Source organism: Pseudomonas lundensis (assembly GCF_015377145.2).
GTDB lineage: Bacteria > Pseudomonadota > Gammaproteobacteria > Pseudomonadales > Pseudomonadaceae > Aquipseudomonas > Aquipseudomonas lundensis.
The window spans coordinates 2809244-2828687 of record NZ_CP062158.2; the positions used below are offsets into that span (position 1 = coordinate 2809244).

Here is a 19444-nt window from a genome sequence, read left to right on the forward strand (position 1 = left end):
AGCTACTGCTTCCCCTTACGCGCCCGAGCACTTTTGTCAGTAGGTTTGTGATAGAGCGAAACTGCTATATGCCGAATCTTATAGTCTATACCCGTAGCATTATGCGTATGTTTTGTACGAGACGATAAAGTCTCGGAACAACGCTCTACACATTCAACTAAAACCTCATAATTACCTGCCACGTGCTCAAGCCAATTATCCATCAGCACGGTTTTATTTTGCTTTTGAGTGTAAATTAATAGACCACCACGACTGCTCGTAGGATTCCCATCCGTGTAACGATCTGCTAATTGACGAAAACCTTCCATCAGGTAAGCTGGACCATTATCTAACTTCGCCTCACCCATCCACTCATAACGACCGCTTTTAACCAACAAATCGACATGACCATTCCTATAAGTGTCGTGATCAGCATCTAATCCCGAGGTCTTCAGCGAAATAACGAAAATACCCGTCAACTGATCCTCTCCCATAGCGTGATAGAGAGGTTTATTACGCTCCAGCTCCAAAGCCACATCTAGAACTTTCTGTTCTACAAGATCGCAAAAAGCATCGTAACTAGGGGCAATATCCTGAAGCAAGGAAACTTTTACAGGGCTATTATCTGACAACTGCATGATATCGCTAACTTTCATAGCTGAATCACCGTCTTATCAGCAACATATAGAACATAAACCCTATCTTTAAACTCTCGATCCTGAAAGCCATTTTCCGGATGACATAAAGCATCATCCAAAAAAGCAGCCTGCAATTCTTCTTTACTTATGTCGTAAGGTACGCCATCAACGTCAACATATTGATATTGCTGCACAAACAGATTGATAGGAGAAGATTTCAAGTAGTTTAATGCCTGCTGCAACTCCTCAATCGCCCCACCATCAACAGCCTCAGTTAGAGCAGCATAAGTATAAGCAGGATGATCAATTGGGGAATTCAAAACCAGATCAACCAATTTATGACAAAAAACATCTAACCCAAGAGGTGAAGTCTCGGCTCGAATTTTTTCATATAACTGGTCGATACTTATCATTTTTCAAAAGACGCCATTTTTTGCAGTACAAAGTTTGTGTCGCAATTAGATCGTATGCCTTTGAGTATAGCAAAATCACAGCGAGGCTCAAGTGAAACGGAGTTCATATGAGTTCCAGGAACGTACAGCTCGGGTTTCGAATTCACGCTATCTATATCAATCCGATGCCAAATTATTGCCACTTCATATAATGTCATTTCATGGTTTATAGCTTTGGCACCATTCAAGTGAAAAGGTTCCTGCCTTAAATCCACTCCACCTTTCATTGTTTCAGTTTTTATGGACCCTGATGCCGTAGAAAAACCGAGCTTTTTAACTGCACCCGACGGATCGGAATATATCTTCTTAATTAACGGAAAAAGATTCCTAGGCGACCCCATAACTTTTTCTTTTAAGCACGCAAGCAAAAGCACCTGTGTCATATTGCGCAAATCAGTACTAGACTTATCTTGCTGCTTGACAGTCTGCAACAGAGAGTCACTTCGAGTAATGTCCGCCCTCAACTCCAAAACGCTATACTGCAAATTCAGGTACACAATATCAAATGTCTGATGGTGATAGTTTTTAATTGCAATTATCTTATCATGATCGGGAAACTGCTCCAACATGGAGTCTGTAAACTTCTCATAACTGTACTCTTCCGAAACACTAAAAACTCTTTTCCTCGAAAAAACCACTCCAACACCGAACTCATCACTAAATGAATGTATTGCTTTCAACTCCCCATTATCAGTCTCTAACTCAGCAACTGAAACTGACAAAGGAAAAGCTTTTGAAAACTCAGTATCTGCAATTTTCAGTCCAAGCAGTGCAGCTTTCACAGCGAGTTTTTTTTCAGGAGCTATTGAAAAATAGGACGTTGCTTTCATGTCACAAACTAACTGAACGTGAAGAGCCGCCAACAACGCCTCATAGATAGCGGGATCTTTCTCAACTGCCTGAGTAATTATCGCCTCAAGCTCAGTCCAGCTTCGAGCTGTTGGCAATTTCGCAGCCCTTAAAATTGCTTGAGCCACATTAATTCCTGCACGAGATTTTAAATTTTTTATTAGACGCTCTGCGTTACTCATAAATACTTCCAAAATAAAGAATTAACTCAGGAAAGAATAAAAACCAGAAGTCTATGGTACGAGTCGGAAAGAACCACGCCACGCAGATCCAAGCGAACGTTTAGATTGCCTTCCTCCAAGCAGAACAAATGAAACTTGTAGAAGAATACTAGTATTTGACATTAAAGGCATTTCCTTGTCCGAGGCTGAGATCTATGGCATCCACTGTGCTAATCGTTCGCAAACGCAACTATAAATTTGGACCAGCGATTTTCTAGCTGATCCGTTCCTAATGTGTACAGACTAAGCTGGCCTTTTGGTATCAGCAAGAATTTCCGTCAAATCCTTAAGACGCTGCTCAACATCCATCAGGCGTTTCTTTTCTTCAGCAGCGCTCTGTATCTCCCGCTTGCCCGCCTCTCCTAATGAACGAAACAGCTCAAGAATGGCTTCTTCCTGGGGGTTAACGGTGACTGCGCCTGTTTGCTCCTGCTGCGGAGCATCACCGGTCATGGTGCCTTCACCGGTGAGTAGCCAATCAACGCTTATACCCAAATGGGTGCGAATAGCCGAAAGCGCTTTCGCGTTTGGTTCTCGCTCGTCCAAAAGGTAGTTCTGGAGCGTCCTGTAGGGGATTCCGACCAACTCCGAGGCCTCCTTAATAGAAAGGCCTTTCAGGTCGAGGACACTTCGCAGACGCTTGGCTATACTCATTTTTTCATACTATCCGGTTGACGCACTCGATTGGGTGCGTATACTGCGAACAAACAGGTACATCTTAACCAACTAGGAACACTCAAACCATGAGTCAAGCCATGGAGAAGCGCCAGATTCAAGCGCGACTGATCGAATGCGGCAGTAATTTCCGTCAGTTCGCTCTCAGTCACGGCTATGAAGTGCGCACAGTTACTCAGGTGGTAGAGCGTTGGGCCGGTCACGAAACGCTGCCGAGAGGCCGTTTGTCGTTTCGCATCATGCAGGACTTGTCCCGATTGATTGGCAAAGAGGTGCTTCCCGGCATTTTGGCTGAGAGCGATAAGCAGCCGTTTGTTTCAAGAACGGCGTAAGCAACTGTAGGGGCGATGACTCCAGGGAGAAACCAGAAGATGAAACGCCCAGTTCTAGGCACCCGAAAAGACGTGGTCAGTGCAGTGATTTGTAGTTATCCCGGTGGCCGAGCGTATGCCGCTGCCAACCTCGGCATGAATCTCAAAAAGTTTGATAACCAGGCTTACGAAAACGCCGGCAGCCGTCCGTTAACGGATGAGCACATTTTCAGGCTTGAGCAGCAAACGGGTACGACCTTCCTGCCCAGCTATGTAGCCACGATGTACGGCGGCATATTTGTGCCGCTGGCAGCACCAGGCACGCTGGATAACATCGAGCTGTTCAGTCGCTCAGTCAAAGCCGCCGCTAAACGTGGCTGTGTTGATCAAATCATCGCTCAGGCACTGGACGATGGTGTGATCGAGAAACACGAAGGCGAAGCCATCATCAACGCGTTGAGTCTTTATATGTCTGCCCGCTACGCCGAAGTGCTTGCGACCATCCAGCTCTACAGCGCAGGAGCCGCGTCATGAGCACTTACAAACTGGTTTGCCCACACTGCCACTCCCGTATGCGCATTCGCACCAGTGAGGGCACACACATTTTCCTGCGCGTTGCTTATCTGCAATGCACGAACGAAGCCTGTGGCTGGTCAGTCCGCGCCGAATTTGAAATGACTCATGAGATGAGCCCAAGCGGTATGGCCAACCCAGCGGTCAAGCTGCCAATAGCCAATGTCGCCCAGCGCCGCGCGGCGATGCTCTCACCCACCGATCACCCTGACCTGCTGGACCAACTGGAAATGGAGCGTGCGATATGAATGCAGCAACCCACACCGAGCATCAGGAATATGAGGTCAGCATGCAGTTGGCAGCCCTGTTCTTCTTGCAACGCCACCAATCCGAGCATCTGGGCAATGATCAGTTGCTATTTAGCCGTGCGGTGCAGCACTTGACCGGCAGTCTTGAGGTGCCACTGCACATGGCTGAAAAGTTAGTTACGCGGGCTTATGGCGAACTGAAGTGCAGTAGCAATCGTCACCAACTGGATGTTGATGCCAGCTCTACCACTGTCGCCATTGTGACTGACCCCTCCAGCGGCCTTACGTGGGCGGTCCCGGTCAATCTGATTTACGAACGCATAATCAACGCAACCGACAATCGCCGACTGCGCCTCGTTACACCCTAACCCTTAACCACCCGTCTCCAGACCTGTTTGCAATGGGTTGGGGTGAGCTACGCCCGAAATTTGAGGTGGACCATGAAACAGCCGGTCGAAATCAGCGCCGCACTGACCCAGCAAGAGGCTGAGCTGCTGCTTGCCGAACTGCGTGGGCGCTATAGCCAGGTACTGAACGAAGTCTGGTACGCCGACCAATTCCGACTGATACCCGAAGGCTTGCGTCATGGCTCCATTCTCAACGCCATGCCGGTGATGGCCGCACAAAAGCGCCTGATGGGCGCGCTCACACACAGCCTCAGAGCAGTGAAGTAATCCCGATGAATATGGAACATGAACTGCGCGCTGAAGTGCTCAGACGTCTTGAAAGCGACTACGAGCTGAAACATCGCTCAGGCACCCACTACATGCGCGGCGGCCGCTGCCCCGCGTGTGGCAAGAAAGAGCTGTATACCCACCACAAAAACCCGTGGCTCATTATTTGCGGCAGGGAAGGAAAATGCGCACAGAGCTGGCATGTCAAAGAACTGTACGAGGACTTGTTTGACGACTGGACCAAGCGAGCACCTTCAACGGATCAGTACCCCAACGCAACAGCCCGCGCCTATCTGGAGTTTGCTCGCGGCTTTCGCTTTGAACTGATTCAGGGTTGGTTTACCCAGGACTCTTTCTACTCAGCCCAGCACAACGCAGGCAGTGCGACAGTGCGCTTCGCCCTTGAGAAAGGGGGGTATTGGGAACGTCTAATCGACCGCCCTCACCGCTTCGGCAAACAAAAAGCCCGCTTTAAACAGGGCGACAGTTACAAAGGTGTTTGGTGGTGCCCGCCGAGCGTTGATCTGCTCGAGGTCAAAGAGCTATGGATTGTCGAAGGCATTTTCGATGCCATTGCCCTGGCACACCACGACATCGCTGCCGTCTCTGCCATGTCCTCCAATGCCTTCCCCGAAGCGTCCCTGAAAGAGCTGTCGCGGCAGCGCGGCGGCAAATTGCCCAAGCTGGTTTGGGCGCTGGATAACGAACCCGGTGCCCACCGCTACACCAAACGCTGGGTAAGCATGGCGCGTGACCTCGGCTACGTCTGCGAAGCTGCGCAGATCCCGCAACAAGACAACCGCAAACACGACTGGAATGATCTGCATCAACGCTGGATCGTCATTGACGACCTCGACAAGCGTACGGATCGCATAGCTCATGACCTGAAAACAGCCCGGTATCACGGCGCTCTATTGATTGCCGAAAGCGCTACCGAGAAAGGCGTGCTGATGTATGAATGGCGCGAACGGCACGAGTTCCACTTCGGATTCGACAGCCGCCTGTACTGGTTCAAGATGGATTTATTGAAATTCGATAAGGCCATGCAGACTCTCGATTCTTCTGAGCGCCAAGAAGACCAGTTACTCACCGATAAACAGCGCCGCGACAAGGCCTTGCGCCAATGTGGCGGCGTGGTAGAAATTGCCAACTGCTACCCACAAGCGTTGTATTTCCAACGCAACGAAGTGACGGACGAGTCCTGGTACTACTTCCGTATCGACTTCCCGCATGACGGCGGCAGCGTCAAAAATACCTTCACAGGTGGTCAGGTCGCAGCAGCCAGCGAGTTTAAAAAGCGCCTGCTGGGGATGGCTGCCGGCGCAGTCTTCACCGGCAGCGGCCAACACCTCGACAAGATCATGAAAGACCAGCTGTTTGGCCTGAAAACTGTAGAAACCATCGACTTTATCGGTTACAGCAAACAGCACAGTAGTTACGTGTTCGGCGACATTGCCGTGCGCAACGGCGTGCTCAGCGAGGTCAACAAAGAGGACTATTTCGAGTTCGGCAAGCTGCGTTTGAAGACGCTGCAAAAGTCCAACCCTATGCACATCCAGCGGGACGCCAAGGAGTACCGCGAAGACTGGCTGCCTATGCTATGGACGTGTTTCGGGGCAAATGGTGTGGTCGCGCTGACCTTCTGGTTTGGCTCACTGTTCGCAGAGCAAATCCGGGCACAGTACAAATCCTTTCCGTTTCTGGAAGCCACCGGTGAAGCCGGCGCCGGTAAAACCACGCTGCTCACGTTCCTGTGGAAGCTGCTGGGACAGGAGAAGGAAGGTTTCGACCCATCCAAATCCACCCGAGCAGGCCGTCAACGGGCGATGGGCCAAGTGTCCAACATGCCGGTGGTGTTGATTGAGGGCGACCGTAACGAACCGGACAAACTGCACGCCAAGGGTTTTGACTGGGACGAACTGAAGGAGTTTTTCGGCGGCGGCACCTTGGGCACGAAAGGCATGAAAACCAGTGGCAACGAGACTTATGAACCACCGTTTCGCGCCACCATTGCCATCAGCCAGAACGCCGCCGTCAGCGCGTCTGAAGCGATCCTGACCCGTATTGTCAAACTGCACTTTGCACGCCCAGCGGTGACGACAGAGAGTCGGATTGCCGCTGACAACTTGAACCAGATCCCGGTCGAGCTGCTGAGCCATTTCCTGTTGAAAGCCGTACGAGCAGAGCCACAGGTGATGGCTAAGTTTGCCGAACGCGTGATCGTGCACGAAGAACGCCTGCGCAAACTCAAAGAAATCCGCGTCGAGCGGATTATCAAAAACCACAGCCAGATGCTGGCCCTGCTTGATTGCCTGCGCCTGGTTTGCCCGCTGGATGAAAACCAGTTGGCTACCACTCAGCAACAACTGGTGACGATGGCCCTTGAGCGCCAATCGGCGATCAGCGCCGATCACCCGCTGGTGGCCGAGTTCTGGGAAGTCTACGACTACCTCGAAAGCCTGGGCGAAGGCCAGCAGGTCAATCACAGCAACGATCCGAAACTGATCGCGATCAACCTTAACGAATTCGCCGAAAAGGCCAGCGAACATCGCCAGAACCTGGCCGACCTCAAAACCTTACGCGCGCTGCTGGGGGACTGCCGCAGCCGCAAGCTGCTGGAAATCAACAAACCGACCTACAGCGTTATCCGTGCAGCCCAGTCGGCGGCAAACCCCTTGTTCGACAAACCTAAAACCGTGCGCTGCTGGATTTTCCAAGCTTCCTAACCACAACCCAGAGAGGGAAAAACGATGCATATCCAAGTCATGACAGCAACAGGTCCAAACGGACTTATAACCCACGCAAACCAGGTCACAGGGCTGCAGAACTGGATATCAGAGACTGTCGGCAAACATTCCACCGTGCACGCAGATGCCTACGGAGCTGCTGGCCTGATCGAAATTTTAGAGGTCTGTGCTGCGAAAGGGGATTACGAAATTCTGGTCCTGGAGTGCAGTAAAGAGCAAATCCAAGCCGTATTGGAGTGGCAATCCGCAACAGACGAAGTTGCTGAATTGGAGAGCTTGATACTGCACCTGGTACGAAAAGTAGCTACTGAACAAAAAATCGGCTGAGTCGGTAATAAAAAGGGGTGTCGAGGAGTTGGCCCTCCCCGGCACCAACCACTACTAAGGAGCACACCATGAAAGTGAAAAACCAAAGCAGCAGCGAAGTGAAGGCTACCACACCCGCAAAACACTTGGTGGCCACCGCCATCATCGGCGCCGCAATGATCGGCTACCTGGTGCACAAATCCCCTGAGGCGCGTGTGCGGCTGGAGAGCCTGAGCACTATGGCCCAGACATTGGGCGAGCTATCAGAGCGCGATGCAGCACTGGTTGCTCAATTACTCGCCGGATCAATCGTTAAAGGAGCACAGCAATGAATGACTCACGCGTACAGGACAAGTTTGTAATCCGCTTACCCGATGGCTTACGCCCGGAAATTGCTGCTGTAGCGTCGAGGAATCAACGCAGCATGAATGGCGAAATAATCATTCGACTGGAGCGCTCGCTTAGTCTGGAGCGGGTACTCGACCAAAAGAACAGAGTGATTGCCCAACTGCTAGACCGAATTACTGAATTGGAAGCCAAGCATTGAAAACTCTCTTTGTCCTGATGGCCCAATACAACGGACAGGTGGTGATACCGCTTGAGCGCGTCTGCAAGGACTACTTCACCCACCTGACCACCAATATGTTTGAACGCAAGGTAATGGCAGGTTTGATAAAAATTCCAATCACACGGATGGAAGCCAGCCAGAAAAGTGCCAAGGGCGTGCACATCTCGGATTTGTCCGAGTATCTGGACGGCCAGCGCGCTGCCGCGATGAAGGAGAGTCACCAGCTCAACAGCGCACCGCGTAGCCGTTAATTCACTTCGTGGCCCGGGCGCCCAGAATGACGGGCGCCTTCAGGACAACCTCCAGCCATGGCCAGCCTGCATAGGCGTCACCCCTTCCCCGCAAATGCGTGTAACGGCGCATGGAGTTCCAGTCCCGATGCCCGGACACGCTGGCCACCCTAGGAATGTCCCAATCCATTTCAAACAGTCGGCTGACGCCTTCGTGCCGCAGGTCATGAAAGTGCAAATCCTCGATCCCCAAAAACTTGCAGGCGCGTGTCCAGGACGCGGATATGGACTCGGCGTTGTACGGGAATATTTCCTCTACTGCCTTGGGCATTGTCTTAATGATGGCCATTGCTTCGGGTGGCAAATGGCACCACACGTCGTTGCCAAGTTTTTGCCCCGGATTTTTCATATCCCGGACCAGGACACGGTTTCCCGCTTCATCCAGATCAGCCCACTTGATACGGGTAATCTCTTCTTGGCGGCGCGTCGAGAACAACGCGAAGGCGGTCATCTTGAGCATGTTGATTGAGCTTGGGCGGTAGGCAAGGATGCCTTGGAAGTGTGTCAGCAGCATGTCCAGCTCATCCAGTGTCGGGCGTCTGTCGCGTTCACGGCTGCGCATGTTGTAACCCAGCTTGCGCAGTACCTTGCGGGCATCACCCATCGCGTGAGGATCCACCTGATAGCCCCATGCAGGGCGAGCGATGGATAGAACGGCGCCCAAGTGTGCTAAATCATTACCGGCTGTCTGCGGCAGCACACCGCCGCCCTCTGACCCCATTCGCCAGACCGCATACTCGACCAGTATCTGGCAGTTCAAATCTTGGTCATTTATCTGGCCCAAGTAGGATTCGCTGATCGCTTTGAGGGTGGCCAGCTTGGTTTTTCCTAGTGCGCGGGCTTTTTCCATTTCGAGCACGTAGCGCTCGATCATTTCCTTGACCGTAGCGCCTTCGCGGTTTGCCCGCTCAATCGCGCCGGGTTGGTCAAGTTCAGCTTCACGCTTTCGAATCCACGCTTGAGCCGTCTGTTTGCGGGTGAATGTCTGGCTCTCTTGGTAAACTTGCGCCCCATCACGGATCAGGCGTATTTGTGCCGTGTAACTGTTACTGCCGTTGGTGCGTTTGCGTACTCTGATCGTGGCCATAGTCAACTGGTACAATTCGAAAATGAGATGGTACATTGTACCAGCGACCTTCGAAAAACGCCCTAAAACCCCCTAAAACACGCTTAAAACACGTAGAGCAAAATGGTACAGAATTCAGCTACACCCCACGTAAACACAGGCTCTGCGGCGTCCAGACGCTTTAGCGTGGCCCCTATGATGGATTGGACCGATCGTCATTGTCGTTTTTTCTTACGCCTGCTGTCCAAGCGCGCGCTCCTTTACACCGAGATGGTGACCACTGGCGCGCTTTTACATGGTGATGCAGAGCGTTTTCTGCGGCATGACGTGGCCGAGCATCCGCTGGCATTGCAGCTAGGGGGAAGCACGGCTGCAGATTTGGCGGCATGTGCACGCTTGGCGCAAGATGCCGGGTATGACGAAGTGAACTTGAATGTCGGCTGCCCGAGCGATCGGGTGCAAAATAATATGATTGGCGCATGCTTGATGGCTCATCCCGTGTTGGTGGCCGATTGTGTTAAAGCCATGCGCGATGCTGTGTCGATACCGGTTACAGTCAAGCATCGCATCGGTATTAATGGTCGCGACAGTTACGCACAACTGTGTGACTTTGTCGGGACGGTGAGGGATGCAGGGTGCGAAAGTTTTACGGTACACGCGCGAATCGCGATTCTTGAAGGGCTCTCCCCCAAAGAAAACCGGGATATTCCGCCCTTGCGCTACGACGTGGCCGCACAGCTCAAAGCCGATTTTCCAGCGCTTGAGATCATTCTCAATGGCGGGATCAAAACCCTCGATCAATGCAAAACGCATCTGCAAACGTTTGATGGTGTGATGCTGGGCCGCGAGGCTTATCACAACCCGTACATTCTGGCCGAGGTCGATCAGCAGTTATTTGGCAGTGAAGCGCCGGTCGTCACCCGCGCCCAGGCATTGGCGTTGTTGCGCCCTTACATTGCTCAACATCTGGCAACTGGCGGTGCGATGCATCACGTAACTCGTCATATTTTGGGGCTGGGCCAAGGTTTTCCGGGCGCTCGACGCTTTCGCCAGTTGCTTTCAGTGGATATTCACAAGGCTAAAGATCCTCTGGCGCTGCTGGATCAAGCCGGAGAGCTGCTGGAAGGTCGCTGACACCGCAACAAAAAGGAGCCGATCCTGCGCAGGATCGGCTCCTTTTTATGTATGGCTGCTATGCATGGCCTGGATTCAATGACGCTCGAGCGCATTGACCAGATCATGAAAAGCCTCGTGGTTGGAATCATTCAAGCTCATGAGGATTTTATGGGCTTCCAGCACCTTGACCCGTACGACCTCCTCCGACTGATCCTGTGAAGGCAGATCGGTCAGGCACTCAGGGCAAGGCAAGGGCGTACCCACGATATTGAAAACCTGATCAAAACCCATGGATTGCAGGAGACGGGTAATGTCTTCATGGGTGGTCACGACAGTGGGCAATAGGCCGACTTTCTGCCGGGACAGGATCGACAATTTCGCAAGCAGCCCCAGGGTCGTGCTGTCAATGCTGCGCGTATCGGTCAGATCGATCACGATGGCGGAAAAATTCAACGCCGTGAAGATTTTCTCAATCGTCGCATCCAGTGCCGAACACAAGGTCAGGCGCACTTCACCTACAAACTTCAGGACGAAAGTGCCATCCTGTTCGGCGAACTGAATTCTACCGGTACTCATTTCAGATTCCTGCTTAACACCAACAAGGCGATATCATCCGGCATCTCCCCGAGCGTAGCTAAACCAAACACTTGGCGCAGACCTTCCAGGCTGCCGCCCGCTGCTTTCACCAATTGAGGCAAGGCAGCTTCTTTCTCTTTGAGCGTCTGCTCCGTCAAAAGATCCAAAATTCCGTCGGACATCAGCGTCAGGCTGAAAATGTCAGGCAGTTTAAACGTGTGATCTTCATAGGTGGCTTCTTTAAACAAGCCGACCGGCAGACCTCGACCTTCCAGATAACTGACGCTGTCAGGCGTGTACAGTACCGGCAAGGGCAGATGCCCACCGATGCTGTAGGTCAACAGGCCGCTCTCTTCATCGATGACCCCGCCAACCATGGTCACATGCTTGCCCAGCTTGCAGTTGATCAGGCCACGGTTGATGTGCCCCAACACCTCGGAAGGCTTGAATTCAGGCAGTGTACCGTTGCGCTTGGATTCAAACAGCAAGCGCGTGGTCATGAATTTGAGCAACACCGTCACGAAAGCCGAAGACGCCCCGTGACCTGAAACATCAGCCAGATAAAACGCCACGCGGCGCTCGTCCACCCTGAAGTAATCAACAAAGTCGCCCGACAAATACAGCGACGGAATGATCTGGTGCGCAAAATCAAACTCATCGATGGACCAGGGACTGACGGGCAGCATGTTCATCTGCACCTGTCGGCCTGCGTTCTGATCCTCCTGCAGCAAGTGCAGACTGGCTTCCAGCTCGCGATTGGCGGATTCGAGCTTCTCACGGTAACGCTGGTTTTCCACTAACAAACGGGCGCGATCAAGGGCACGATGGACGGAATGCTCAAGCACTGCCAGGTCTTCAAGGGGCTTGATCAGATAGTCAGCTGCCCCGAGGCGCAACGCCTCGACCACGTCGCTCATGACGCCCGCGCCTGAAATAACGATCACCGGGGTCACGGGGGACTGAAGCGTCACTTGGCGAATCAGCTCAAGGCCACCCATTTGCGGCATCCGCAAGTCACAGATGACCAAATCTGGCTGTTCGCGCTCGAAGACCTGAAGTCCATGCAAGCCATTACTGGCCTGGAGGACGCTGAAGCCGCTGTCTTCCAGATAAGCCGCCAGACTGGCGCGTACGACGTCGTCGTCATCAATGATCAGCAGCGTGGCACTGGTTTTTTGCATGTGGGCAAATGGCGCCAGAATTAGGTTGGCATTAAACACGCACTGAGCGGGCTCAACGACTGAATGTACTGTGAAACACCTTGAACCGGTATTGAGTATTGCTCAGTTCTACAAAGGTGCTCGCGTAAGGCGCAGACGGTACTCCCATCCGCGGGGGGTTTCAAGCTCAGCCCGATGCTGGCAGACGGAGTTCCACAAGAGAAATTCCCCACAGTTATAAGAACCATCGCAGAGCTGACTAAAAGCTTGGTCAGTTACGTTTGATTTGCCCGCTTAAACGCCCTGAAAACAAAAAAGAGCCCCGAGGGGCTCTTTTGCGCAAGCGGTAAAAAACGGTTTAAAAATCGTCTTCTACCTGACCATCCTTCACCTTGAATTCGCGGTTTTGCAGGTAGGCATTGCGGATAAATACGTATTTGTCGCCCGTGATCAGTTTTTCAGCCGACAGCAAGCTGGCGCGGGTATCGATCACGTCCATGCCGATCGCCATGTTGCGCGCCGGGATGTCGTTCATGTAACGGTAGGGTTCGGCGTAAGTGTCCGGGTAGATGGCTACCGCGTCACGCACCGTGCTTGGGCCCAGCAGCGGCAACACTACGTATGGACCACTCGGAACACCCCAGCGGCCCAACGTCTGACCGAAGTCTTCTTCATTGCGTTGCAGGCCCATTTTGGTACCCACATCGAAGAAACCACCCACACCGATGATGGTGTTCATCAGCACCCGCGCAGTATCCACGCCCGCTGCGTGCGGCTTGGCCTGCAACACATCGTTGGCCAGGTTACGCACGTCACCGATGTTGCGGTACATGTTATGGATACCGTCCTCGAGGAACTGAGGCGTGATGTATTGGTAGCCCTGAGCAATTGGCTTCAAGGCATAGGTATCAAGGGTGTCGTTAAACTTGAAAATGACACGGTTGACACCTTCCCACGGGTCATCTTCGGTCGCGGCCTGAGCGGTAAAAGGCAGCATGGCCACACCGGCAACCAGACACAATTGGGCTAGACGATCATTCCAGCGCATAGCAAATAACTCCTAGGCAACACTTACACTCGGGCGCTATGCCCTGGTTTTGGGCGTTAGTATAACGAGAAATGTCGAACAGGCAGCCCCCTTAACGACACAACTTGCAATCTGCTCGCGCCCGACGACCTTCAGGCGCCTTCTGAAGACCAGAAGACAGCGCATTTTTCAGGCGTCCGTGATAAGGATCATGCCAAGTGGACATGAGTGGATTACTCTAAAGGCCCGCTTGATCGACCTTTTGTTCATTACGATGGTCTATCGCACAGCCTCTCAATAAAGGATGAACGTTATGCCTGCCCGCGAACTGCAAGAACAACTCGACACTCTGCGCGAGCAACTGGAAAAAAATCCGCCGCTGAGTGAAAAAGAGCGTGAAGATCTGAATCAACTGGCGGCGCGAATCGATGCTGAAATCAAACTTGAGAACGCCACGCAAGACAACAGCCTCGCCGACAACCTTAATCTGGCTGTAGAACGCTTTGAAGTGGAACACCCCACCCTGGCCGGCACACTGCGCAATATTGTCCAGACACTGGGCAACATTGGCATCTAAACCACAGCGGTCATTAAAAGCAAAAAAGCCCCGACTCAACCGAGCCGGGGCTTTTTTTTACTGCTTTTTCCCTCAGATCGCGGTTTGACCGCTCATGGCCAAGTCCAGCAGCTCACGGTTAGCGACGGCATACATCGCATAGTCATTCCCCGTCGCTGCACGCAAGTCCACCAGCATGGCGCGCCAGCGCTCAACCATGGTCTGGTTCTGCTCCAGCCAGAGCGCCAGACGCGCCTCGATGCTCTCACCGGCATCGGTCATTTGCAGGACCGAGACCGTGATCGCCCGCTGCTGCCAGTCGATATCGTCGCGGAAGGCTTCACGGGCCAGCGCTTGCCAGTTGTTTTCCACCGGCAGGTTGCTGATTTGCTGCAAGTACCAGGTCAGGTCCAGCGCACTGCCAACGGCGAAATACGCCTTGGCTACGTCCACCGCGTTCTGCCCGGTCACATCCGAGGCTTCAATGATCGGCAGCAAGGTGTACAGGTGCGTGGTGCCCGCCACCATGCGTGCCAATAACTCCGGAACGCCCGCCTCGACATACGCCAGGTAGCGCGTCTGCCAGCCTTCACGGGTCGGCCCTTCCAGAAGTTCGTCAAGTTTGAGGCCCAACGCTGCCAGATGCGGCCCGAAGTGCGCCACATCCCGCGCGGCGTCCAGCTCATTGCGACGGCTGCGCAGGAACCAACGCGTGGCGCGACGCCCCAGGCGCATCAGCTCATCCATCAAAGCCAGTTGAATCTCGGCCGGCACTTGATAATCCAGCGCCTCGATCTGACGGAACCAGTGCGGCAGGTGGAAAATGTCACGCACGATCACGTAAGCACCGGCCACATTGGCAGCGCTCATGCCGGTCGACTCTTTGAGCCGTTCAACAAACGTAATGCCCATGTGGTTGACCAGATCGTTGGCGATCTGGGTGCTGACGATTTCACGCTTCAGGCGATGACGACGCATCGCTTCGGCGAACCTGCTGACCAGCATCGGCGGGAACGCTGTTTCCATGTCGCGGGTCAGGTAGGCGTCATCCGGCACCTGGGAGTTGAGCAACGCTTCTTTAAGGTCGATCTTGCTGTAGGAAATCAACACCGACAGCTCGGCACGGGTCAGGCCATGACCGGCCGCCACGCGCTCGTTGAGCTGCTCTTCAGAGGGCAGGAACTCAATGGCACGGTCCAACTTGCCACGCGCTTCCAGATCGTTCATCAGGCGCTTGTACTCGGCAATCCGCTCATAAGCACGGCGCGCCGCCAACGAAATGGCCTGCGTCTGCTTGTAGTTGTTGCCCAGCACCAACGCACCCACTTCGTCGGTCATGCTGCCCAGCAACTGATTGCGCTGCTTCTCGGTCATATCGCCGGCCTGCACCACTTCGTTGAGCAGGATCTTGATATTCACTTCATGGTCAGAGCAGTCAACACCACCGGCGTTGTCAATGAAGTCTGTGTTGGTGGCACCGCCATTGAGACCAAACTCCACACGACCCAATTGCGTCATGCCGAGGTTGCCACCCTCACCCACCACTTTGCAGCGCAACTCGTTACCGTTGACGCGCAGTGCATCGTTGGCCTTGTCGCCCACATCCGCATGGCTTTCGCTGCTGGCCTTGACGTAAGTCCCGATGCCGCCGTTCCACAGCAGGTCAACCGGCGCCTTGAGCAAGGCGTTCAGTAACTCGGTCGGGGTCAATTTGTCAGCGGTGATTGCAAAACGCGCTTTCATTTCCGGAGAAATGGCGATGCTTTTTGCGCTGCGCGAGAAAATACCGCCGCCCGCCGACATGATGCTGGTGTCGTAGTCCGACCAGGCCGAACGCGGCAAGTCGAACAGGCGCTTGCGCTCTGCAAAGCTGTTGGCAGGCTCCGGGTTGGGATCGATGAAAATATGCAGGTGGTTAAACGCAGCCACCAGTTGCAGCGTGTCCGACATCAACAAACCATTGCCGAACACGTCACCGGCCATGTCGCCGATACCGACCACGCTGATGCTGTCTTCCTGAACGTTGATCCCGCGCTCTTTAAAGTGGCGCTGCACACCGACCCAGGCGCCTTTGGCGGTGATGCCCATCTTCTTGTGGTCATAACCGGCCGAACCACCCGACGCGAACGCGTCACCCAGCCAGAACCCGTAGTCGATGGCGATACCGTTGGCGATGTCGGAGAAGGTCGCAGTGCCTTTGTCCGCAGCCACCACCAGGTACGGGTCGTCCTCGTCGTGACGAACGACGTTCAATGGCGGCACCAGCGCACCGTCCTTGAGATTGTCGGTGATGTCCAGCAAGCCGGAAATAAAGATCCGGTAGCAGGCAATCGCTTCTGCCTGAATCTCGTCGCGGCCGCCGCCCAGTGGCAAACGACGCGGGACGAAACCGCCCTTGGCACCCACCGGCACGATGACGGAGTTCTTCACTTGCTGCGCCTTCACCAGCCCCAGCACTTCAGTGCGGAAGTCTTCTTCACGGTCCGACCAGCGCAGGCCGCCGCGCGCCACGTTGCCGAAGCGCAAATGCACACCTTCCACGCGGGGCGAATACACGAAGATTTCAAACTTGGGCACCGGCTTGGGCAATTCGGGAATCAGGTGCGGATTGAACTTGAAGCTGAAATACGAACGGTTCTGGCCGTTGGCATCCGGCTGGTAGAAGTTAGTCCGCAACGTAGCCTTGATCAGGTCCAGATAGCGACGCAGGATGCGGTCTTCATTGAGCACCTGAACATCGTCCAGAGCGCTGAGAATCGCTTGTTCCAGACGCTGCTGCTTGTCTTCCAGGTCTTCAGCGGTGAGCTTGCGCGCCAGGTAGAAACGCGTTTTGAACAACCGGGTCAGTTCGCGGGCGATATCGGTGTGGTTGTTCAACGTGCTGGCGATGTAGCCCAGATCGAAGCCCAGACGGATTTGCTTCAGGTAACGGGCGTAGGCACGCAGCAGCGCCACATCACGCCATGGCAAACCGGCGGTCAGCACCAGGCGGTTAAACGCATCGTTTTCCGCATCGCCGCTGACGATGTGCACGAATGCATCTTGCAGGGTGTCGTTGAGTTGCTGAATGTCCAGGTTCAAGCCTTCGCCCGCGGTAAAGGCGAAATCATGGATCCAGAACTCACGGCCATTGGCGTGGCGCAAGCGATACGGAAACTCGCCCAACACCCGCAGACCGAGGTTTTCCAGAATCGGCAACACGTCTGACAGCGCCAGCGGTGTGTCGGCGTGGTACAGCTTGCAATGCAATTCCTGACCGGCGCTCTGCCCCAGCGGCTGGTAGAAGCTCATCACCAGCGGGTTTTGCTCGTTCAGGCTCATCAGGTGCTGCATGTCGACCACGGCCGAGTGCGCCGCGAAACGTTCGCGGTAGCCGGCCGGGAATCCTTTCGGGAAGTCGCTCAGTACTTTGGTGCCATTGGCCTCGCCGAAGCTCTCGACCACCAGGCTGGCGTAGTCGTCCTGCCAGCTGCGGCACGCCTGGATGACTTCTTTTTCCAGCAGCAGCGGGTCGATATCGATGCGGTTTTTCGGGTCTACCCGCAGAATCAGCTGCACGCGTGCCAGCACCGACTCAGAGAAGAACGTCCAGAACTCGCAGTCCGAGGCTTGCAGACGGTCCATCAGCACTTGCTGGATTTTCTGCCGCACTTCGGTGGAGTACACGTCACGCGGCACATACGCCAGGCAATAGCAGAAACGCCCGTACGGGTCTTTGCGCAGGAAGACGCGAATCTTGTTGCGCTCCTGGATTTGCACAATCGACATCACCGTACTGAACAGCTCGTCGACCGGTGTCTGGAACAGGTCGTCGCGAGGCAGCACTTCGACCACCTGCGCCAGTTCCTTGCCAAGGTGCGCTTTGGGCTGGAAACCGGAGCGGCGTTCGATTTCAGCCACTTTGCGGCGGATATACGGGATTTCACGCACACTCTCGCCATACACCGACGACGTGTAAAGGCCCATGAAGCGGCATTCCTTCAGCACCTTGCCGTCAGCATCGATCTGGCGGATCGACACATAATCGGGGTAAGCAGGACGATGCACACGGCTTGGGTGAGCCGCCTTGGCAAACGACAACAGGGTCGGTTCGCGCAGGTAGCTGACGGCGTAGTCTTCGATGCGCAGGTCTTCGGGGGTCAGCCCGGCGCGCAGCAGCTTGGTCAGACCGAGGAAGGAAGCCGGGTCATATTCAATATGGCCACCGTCCGCTTCATCGCGCACCACGAACTCTTCATAGCCCAGGAACGTGAAGTGGTTGCCCACCAGCCATTCCAGAAAACTCTTGATCTCGGCTTTCTCATCAGCCGCCACGGCGTACTGGCAACTGTCGATGCTCGCCAGCAACTCCTGAACCTTGGCCTTCATTGGCTCAAAGTCAGCCACAGCAATGCGCACTTCACCCAGAACCTGCTCCAGCTCTTTGCTCAGCACATTCAATTCAGCGGTATTGGAGCAGCGGTCGATCTCCAGATACATCAGCGACTCTTGGGAAACACCCTCGCCCTGCGTACCCTTCGCCAGGATTTCCAGCAACTCGCCCTTGCTGCCACGGCGTACGCTCAGGACCGTGGTTTGCAGCGTATGGATGCTGTAACCGCGACGGTTGAGTTCGGTACGTACCGAATCCACCAAAAACGGCAAATCGTGGTGCAGCACTTCGACGGCGGTGTGCGTCGATTGCCAGCCGTGACGTTCGTAATCCGGGTTGTAGACCCGCACTTGAGGCTGGGCCGGGTCAAAACGTTCAAGCAGGCGCCAGGCCGACAGCGTGCAGCCGGCAAGGTCGGACATGCGACGTTGAGTGAGTTCATCCAGAGAAATGATGCCGAAGAATTGCTCGGCGAACAGCGCCACTTGTGGCAGTGCCTGTTCACTGATGTGCTGCGCCAGTGCCGCTTGCAGTTGATGCTGGAAGTCGGCCTTGCTGGCTGCGGTGAAGAACGCCATCTGTGGTACTCCGCTTGGGCTTGTTATTGAGAGAAGCGTCGCGTGCTATTCCCGCATGGGGAGCTGCCCATGCTGCGTGAGGCTGGATGTGGCAACCACCCTCAATGCACAGCATGACAGGGAGGTGAAGCTGGCCGCGACCCAGGGGTCACATTCACGTTCCAGGAGGGGTATCTACAAAAACGACTGACCGCTCAGCGGGCTGTGTCTTTAGAGATAACTATCCCGGATGCAGCTTAACGAGAGAGATGCCCGCGATACTTGCGATGCAGCGACATATTCAGTCATCGGGACGTAACCGCGGGCGCTGCTCATGTTCAACCCTAGCACTCGATAACGAAAAAACTTCACGGAAAATACCGTTTTACTGACGTTGTAATCTGAAATGACTGACAGTCGAAAACACTTCAGTTGCGCCGTTTCAGCATTCAGACCTGCACAAACGCGCGCAGGCTGGCAAAC

The 19444-nt window shown here is 54.1% G+C and carries 21 protein-coding genes; 12 read left to right on the forward strand and 9 right to left on the reverse strand.

Translation table 11 applies throughout. From position 1 onward, the window contains the following. Positions 1 to 2: 2 nt before the first annotated feature. From IF654_RS13125 to IF654_RS13140, 4 genes are all read right to left on the reverse strand, one after another. The gene (locus IF654_RS13125) at positions 3 to 635 is read right to left on the reverse strand and encodes a hypothetical protein (protein WP_194862342.1); all 633 of its coding nucleotides are present in this window, start codon (positions 633 to 635) and stop codon (positions 3 to 5) included. Beyond that, positions 632 to 1030, reverse strand: coding sequence for a hypothetical protein (locus IF654_RS13130; RefSeq protein ID WP_194862341.1), 399 nt, complete (start codon positions 1028 to 1030; stop codon positions 632 to 634). Before IF654_RS13130 ends, IF654_RS13125 begins: the two co-directional genes overlap by 4 nt. After that, positions 1027 to 2100, reverse strand: coding sequence for a hypothetical protein (locus tag IF654_RS13135; RefSeq protein WP_194862340.1), 1074 nt, complete (start codon positions 2098 to 2100; stop codon positions 1027 to 1029). The genes IF654_RS13130 and IF654_RS13135 overlap by 4 nt, the downstream gene beginning before the upstream one ends. 282 nt (positions 2101 to 2382) lie before the next feature. Next, positions 2383 to 2793 (reverse strand): helix-turn-helix domain-containing protein, encoded by a 411-nt coding sequence (locus IF654_RS13140; RefSeq protein ID WP_194862339.1) that lies wholly within the window; start codon positions 2791 to 2793, stop codon positions 2383 to 2385. Positions 2794 to 2894: 101 nt separating this feature from the next. On the opposite strand from IF654_RS13140, the gene IF654_RS13145 reads away from it, so the two are divergent. The 10 genes from IF654_RS13145 (at position 2895) to IF654_RS13190 (ending at position 8492) form a co-directional block, all read left to right on the forward strand. Continuing rightward, positions 2895 to 3146 carry a hypothetical protein gene (locus IF654_RS13145; protein WP_097192441.1) on the forward strand — a complete coding sequence of 84 codons (252 nt, stop codon included), beginning with the start codon at positions 2895 to 2897 and terminating at the stop codon, positions 3144 to 3146. Between the two features lie 39 nt (positions 3147 to 3185). Continuing rightward, entirely contained in the window at positions 3186 to 3659 is a 474-nt protein-coding gene (locus IF654_RS13150; RefSeq protein WP_194862338.1) for a YmfL family putative regulatory protein, read from the forward strand. Next, positions 3656 to 3946: an Ogr/Delta-like zinc finger protein gene (locus tag IF654_RS13155; RefSeq protein WP_094993981.1), complete on the forward strand. Its 291-nt coding sequence runs from the start codon at positions 3656 to 3658 to the stop codon at positions 3944 to 3946. The genes IF654_RS13150 and IF654_RS13155 overlap by 4 nt, the downstream gene beginning before the upstream one ends. Further along, the gene (locus IF654_RS13160; RefSeq protein ID WP_194862337.1) at positions 3943 to 4314 is read left to right on the forward strand and encodes a hypothetical protein; all 372 of its coding nucleotides are present in this window, start codon (positions 3943 to 3945) and stop codon (positions 4312 to 4314) included. The genes IF654_RS13155 and IF654_RS13160 overlap by 4 nt, the downstream gene beginning before the upstream one ends. A 72-nt stretch (positions 4315 to 4386) precedes the next feature. Further along, positions 4387 to 4620, forward strand: coding sequence for a hypothetical protein (locus IF654_RS13165; protein ID WP_194862336.1), 234 nt, complete (start codon positions 4387 to 4389; stop codon positions 4618 to 4620). A 5-nt stretch (positions 4621 to 4625) separates the two neighbouring features. Beyond that, positions 4626 to 7346, forward strand: coding sequence for a toprim domain-containing protein (locus IF654_RS13170; protein ID WP_194862335.1), 2721 nt, complete (start codon positions 4626 to 4628; stop codon positions 7344 to 7346). Positions 7347 to 7370: 24 nt separating this feature from the next. Beyond that, positions 7371 to 7694 carry a hypothetical protein gene (locus IF654_RS13175; RefSeq protein WP_194862334.1) on the forward strand — a complete coding sequence of 108 codons (324 nt, stop codon included), beginning with the start codon at positions 7371 to 7373 and terminating at the stop codon, positions 7692 to 7694. A 68-nt stretch (positions 7695 to 7762) separates the two neighbouring features. Then, positions 7763 to 8005: a hypothetical protein gene (locus tag IF654_RS13180; RefSeq protein WP_194862333.1), complete on the forward strand. Its 243-nt coding sequence runs from the start codon at positions 7763 to 7765 to the stop codon at positions 8003 to 8005. Next, positions 8002 to 8220 (forward strand): Arc family DNA-binding protein, encoded by a 219-nt coding sequence (locus tag IF654_RS23160; protein WP_194862332.1) that lies wholly within the window; start codon positions 8002 to 8004, stop codon positions 8218 to 8220. The genes IF654_RS13180 and IF654_RS23160 overlap by 4 nt, the downstream gene beginning before the upstream one ends. Beyond that, on the forward strand, positions 8217 to 8492 hold the full coding sequence (locus tag IF654_RS13190; RefSeq protein WP_194862331.1) for a pyocin activator PrtN family protein: 276 nt from the start codon (positions 8217 to 8219) through the stop codon (positions 8490 to 8492). The genes IF654_RS23160 and IF654_RS13190 overlap by 4 nt, the downstream gene beginning before the upstream one ends. Before the next feature lies 1 nt (position 8493). On the opposite strand, the gene IF654_RS13195 is transcribed toward IF654_RS13190, so the two are convergent. Beyond that, positions 8494 to 9618, reverse strand: a complete 1125-nt coding sequence (locus tag IF654_RS13195) for a site-specific integrase (RefSeq protein ID WP_194862903.1) — start codon at positions 9616 to 9618, stop codon at positions 8494 to 8496. Between the two features lie 102 nt (positions 9619 to 9720). On the opposite strand from IF654_RS13195, the gene dusA reads away from it, so the two are divergent. Further along, the gene (dusA, locus tag IF654_RS13200) at positions 9721 to 10731 is read left to right on the forward strand and encodes a tRNA dihydrouridine(20/20a) synthase DusA (RefSeq protein WP_194862330.1); all 1011 of its coding nucleotides are present in this window, start codon (positions 9721 to 9723) and stop codon (positions 10729 to 10731) included. A 75-nt stretch (positions 10732 to 10806) separates the two neighbouring features. On the opposite strand, the gene rssC is transcribed toward dusA, so the two are convergent. From rssC to IF654_RS13215, 3 genes are all read right to left on the reverse strand, one after another. Beyond that, the gene (gene rssC / locus IF654_RS13205) at positions 10807 to 11289 is read right to left on the reverse strand and encodes an anti-sigma factor antagonist RssC (RefSeq protein ID WP_047275460.1); all 483 of its coding nucleotides are present in this window, start codon (positions 11287 to 11289) and stop codon (positions 10807 to 10809) included. Further along, entirely contained in the window at positions 11286 to 12470 is a 1185-nt protein-coding gene (gene rssB, locus IF654_RS13210) for a two-component system response regulator RssB (protein WP_194862329.1), read from the reverse strand. Before rssB ends, rssC begins: the two co-directional genes overlap by 4 nt. 337 nt (positions 12471 to 12807) lie before the next feature. Next, complete coding sequence (locus IF654_RS13215) at positions 12808 to 13497, reverse strand: MlaA family lipoprotein (protein ID WP_047275462.1); 690 nt, start codon at positions 13495 to 13497, stop codon at positions 12808 to 12810. Between the two features lie 292 nt (positions 13498 to 13789). Here IF654_RS13215 and IF654_RS13220 point away from each other — a divergent pair, with 292 nt between their 5' ends. After that, entirely contained in the window at positions 13790 to 14053 is a 264-nt protein-coding gene (locus tag IF654_RS13220) for a DUF4404 family protein (protein ID WP_047275464.1), read from the forward strand. Between the two features lie 72 nt (positions 14054 to 14125). Here IF654_RS13220 and IF654_RS13225 read toward each other — a convergent pair whose 3' ends face one another. Then, the gene (locus IF654_RS13225) at positions 14126 to 18982 is read right to left on the reverse strand and encodes an NAD-glutamate dehydrogenase (protein WP_047280762.1); all 4857 of its coding nucleotides are present in this window, start codon (positions 18980 to 18982) and stop codon (positions 14126 to 14128) included. Positions 18983 to 19444 lie beyond the last annotated feature (462 nt).

Coding starts and splice junctions, on each gene's coding strand:
- IF654_RS13125 (WP_194862342.1), bottom strand. CDS start 635: ATGAAAGTTAGCGATATCATGCAGTTGTCAGATAATAGCCCTGTAAAA.
- IF654_RS13130 (WP_194862341.1), bottom strand. CDS start 1,030: ATGATAAGTATCGACCAGTTATATGAAAAAATTCGAGCCGAGACTTCA.
- IF654_RS13135 (WP_194862340.1), bottom strand. CDS start 2,100: ATGAGTAACGCAGAGCGTCTAATAAAAAATTTAAAATCTCGTGCAGGA.
- IF654_RS13140 (WP_194862339.1), bottom strand. CDS start 2,793: ATGAGTATAGCCAAGCGTCTGCGAAGTGTCCTCGACCTGAAAGGCCTT.
- IF654_RS13145 (WP_097192441.1), top strand. CDS start 2,895: ATGGAGAAGCGCCAGATTCAAGCGCGACTGATCGAATGCGGCAGTAAT.
- IF654_RS13150 (WP_194862338.1), top strand. CDS start 3,186: ATGAAACGCCCAGTTCTAGGCACCCGAAAAGACGTGGTCAGTGCAGTG.
- IF654_RS13155 (WP_094993981.1), top strand. CDS start 3,656: ATGAGCACTTACAAACTGGTTTGCCCACACTGCCACTCCCGTATGCGC.
- IF654_RS13160 (WP_194862337.1), top strand. CDS start 3,943: ATGAATGCAGCAACCCACACCGAGCATCAGGAATATGAGGTCAGCATG.
- IF654_RS13165 (WP_194862336.1), top strand. CDS start 4,387: ATGAAACAGCCGGTCGAAATCAGCGCCGCACTGACCCAGCAAGAGGCT.
- IF654_RS13170 (WP_194862335.1), top strand. CDS start 4,626: ATGAATATGGAACATGAACTGCGCGCTGAAGTGCTCAGACGTCTTGAA.
- IF654_RS13175 (WP_194862334.1), top strand. CDS start 7,371: ATGCATATCCAAGTCATGACAGCAACAGGTCCAAACGGACTTATAACC.
- IF654_RS13180 (WP_194862333.1), top strand. CDS start 7,763: ATGAAAGTGAAAAACCAAAGCAGCAGCGAAGTGAAGGCTACCACACCC.
- IF654_RS23160 (WP_194862332.1), top strand. CDS start 8,002: ATGAATGACTCACGCGTACAGGACAAGTTTGTAATCCGCTTACCCGAT.
- IF654_RS13195 (WP_194862903.1), bottom strand. CDS start 9,618: ATGGCCACGATCAGAGTACGCAAACGCACCAACGGCAGTAACAGTTAC.
- dusA (WP_194862330.1), top strand. CDS start 9,721: ATGGTACAGAATTCAGCTACACCCCACGTAAACACAGGCTCTGCGGCG.
- rssC (WP_047275460.1), bottom strand. CDS start 11,289: ATGAGTACCGGTAGAATTCAGTTCGCCGAACAGGATGGCACTTTCGTC.
- rssB (WP_194862329.1), bottom strand. CDS start 12,470: ATGCAAAAAACCAGTGCCACGCTGCTGATCATTGATGACGACGACGTC.
- IF654_RS13215 (WP_047275462.1), bottom strand. CDS start 13,497: ATGCGCTGGAATGATCGTCTAGCCCAATTGTGTCTGGTTGCCGGTGTG.
- IF654_RS13220 (WP_047275464.1), top strand. CDS start 13,790: ATGCCTGCCCGCGAACTGCAAGAACAACTCGACACTCTGCGCGAGCAA.
- IF654_RS13225 (WP_047280762.1), bottom strand. CDS start 18,982: ATGGCGTTCTTCACCGCAGCCAGCAAGGCCGACTTCCAGCATCAACTG.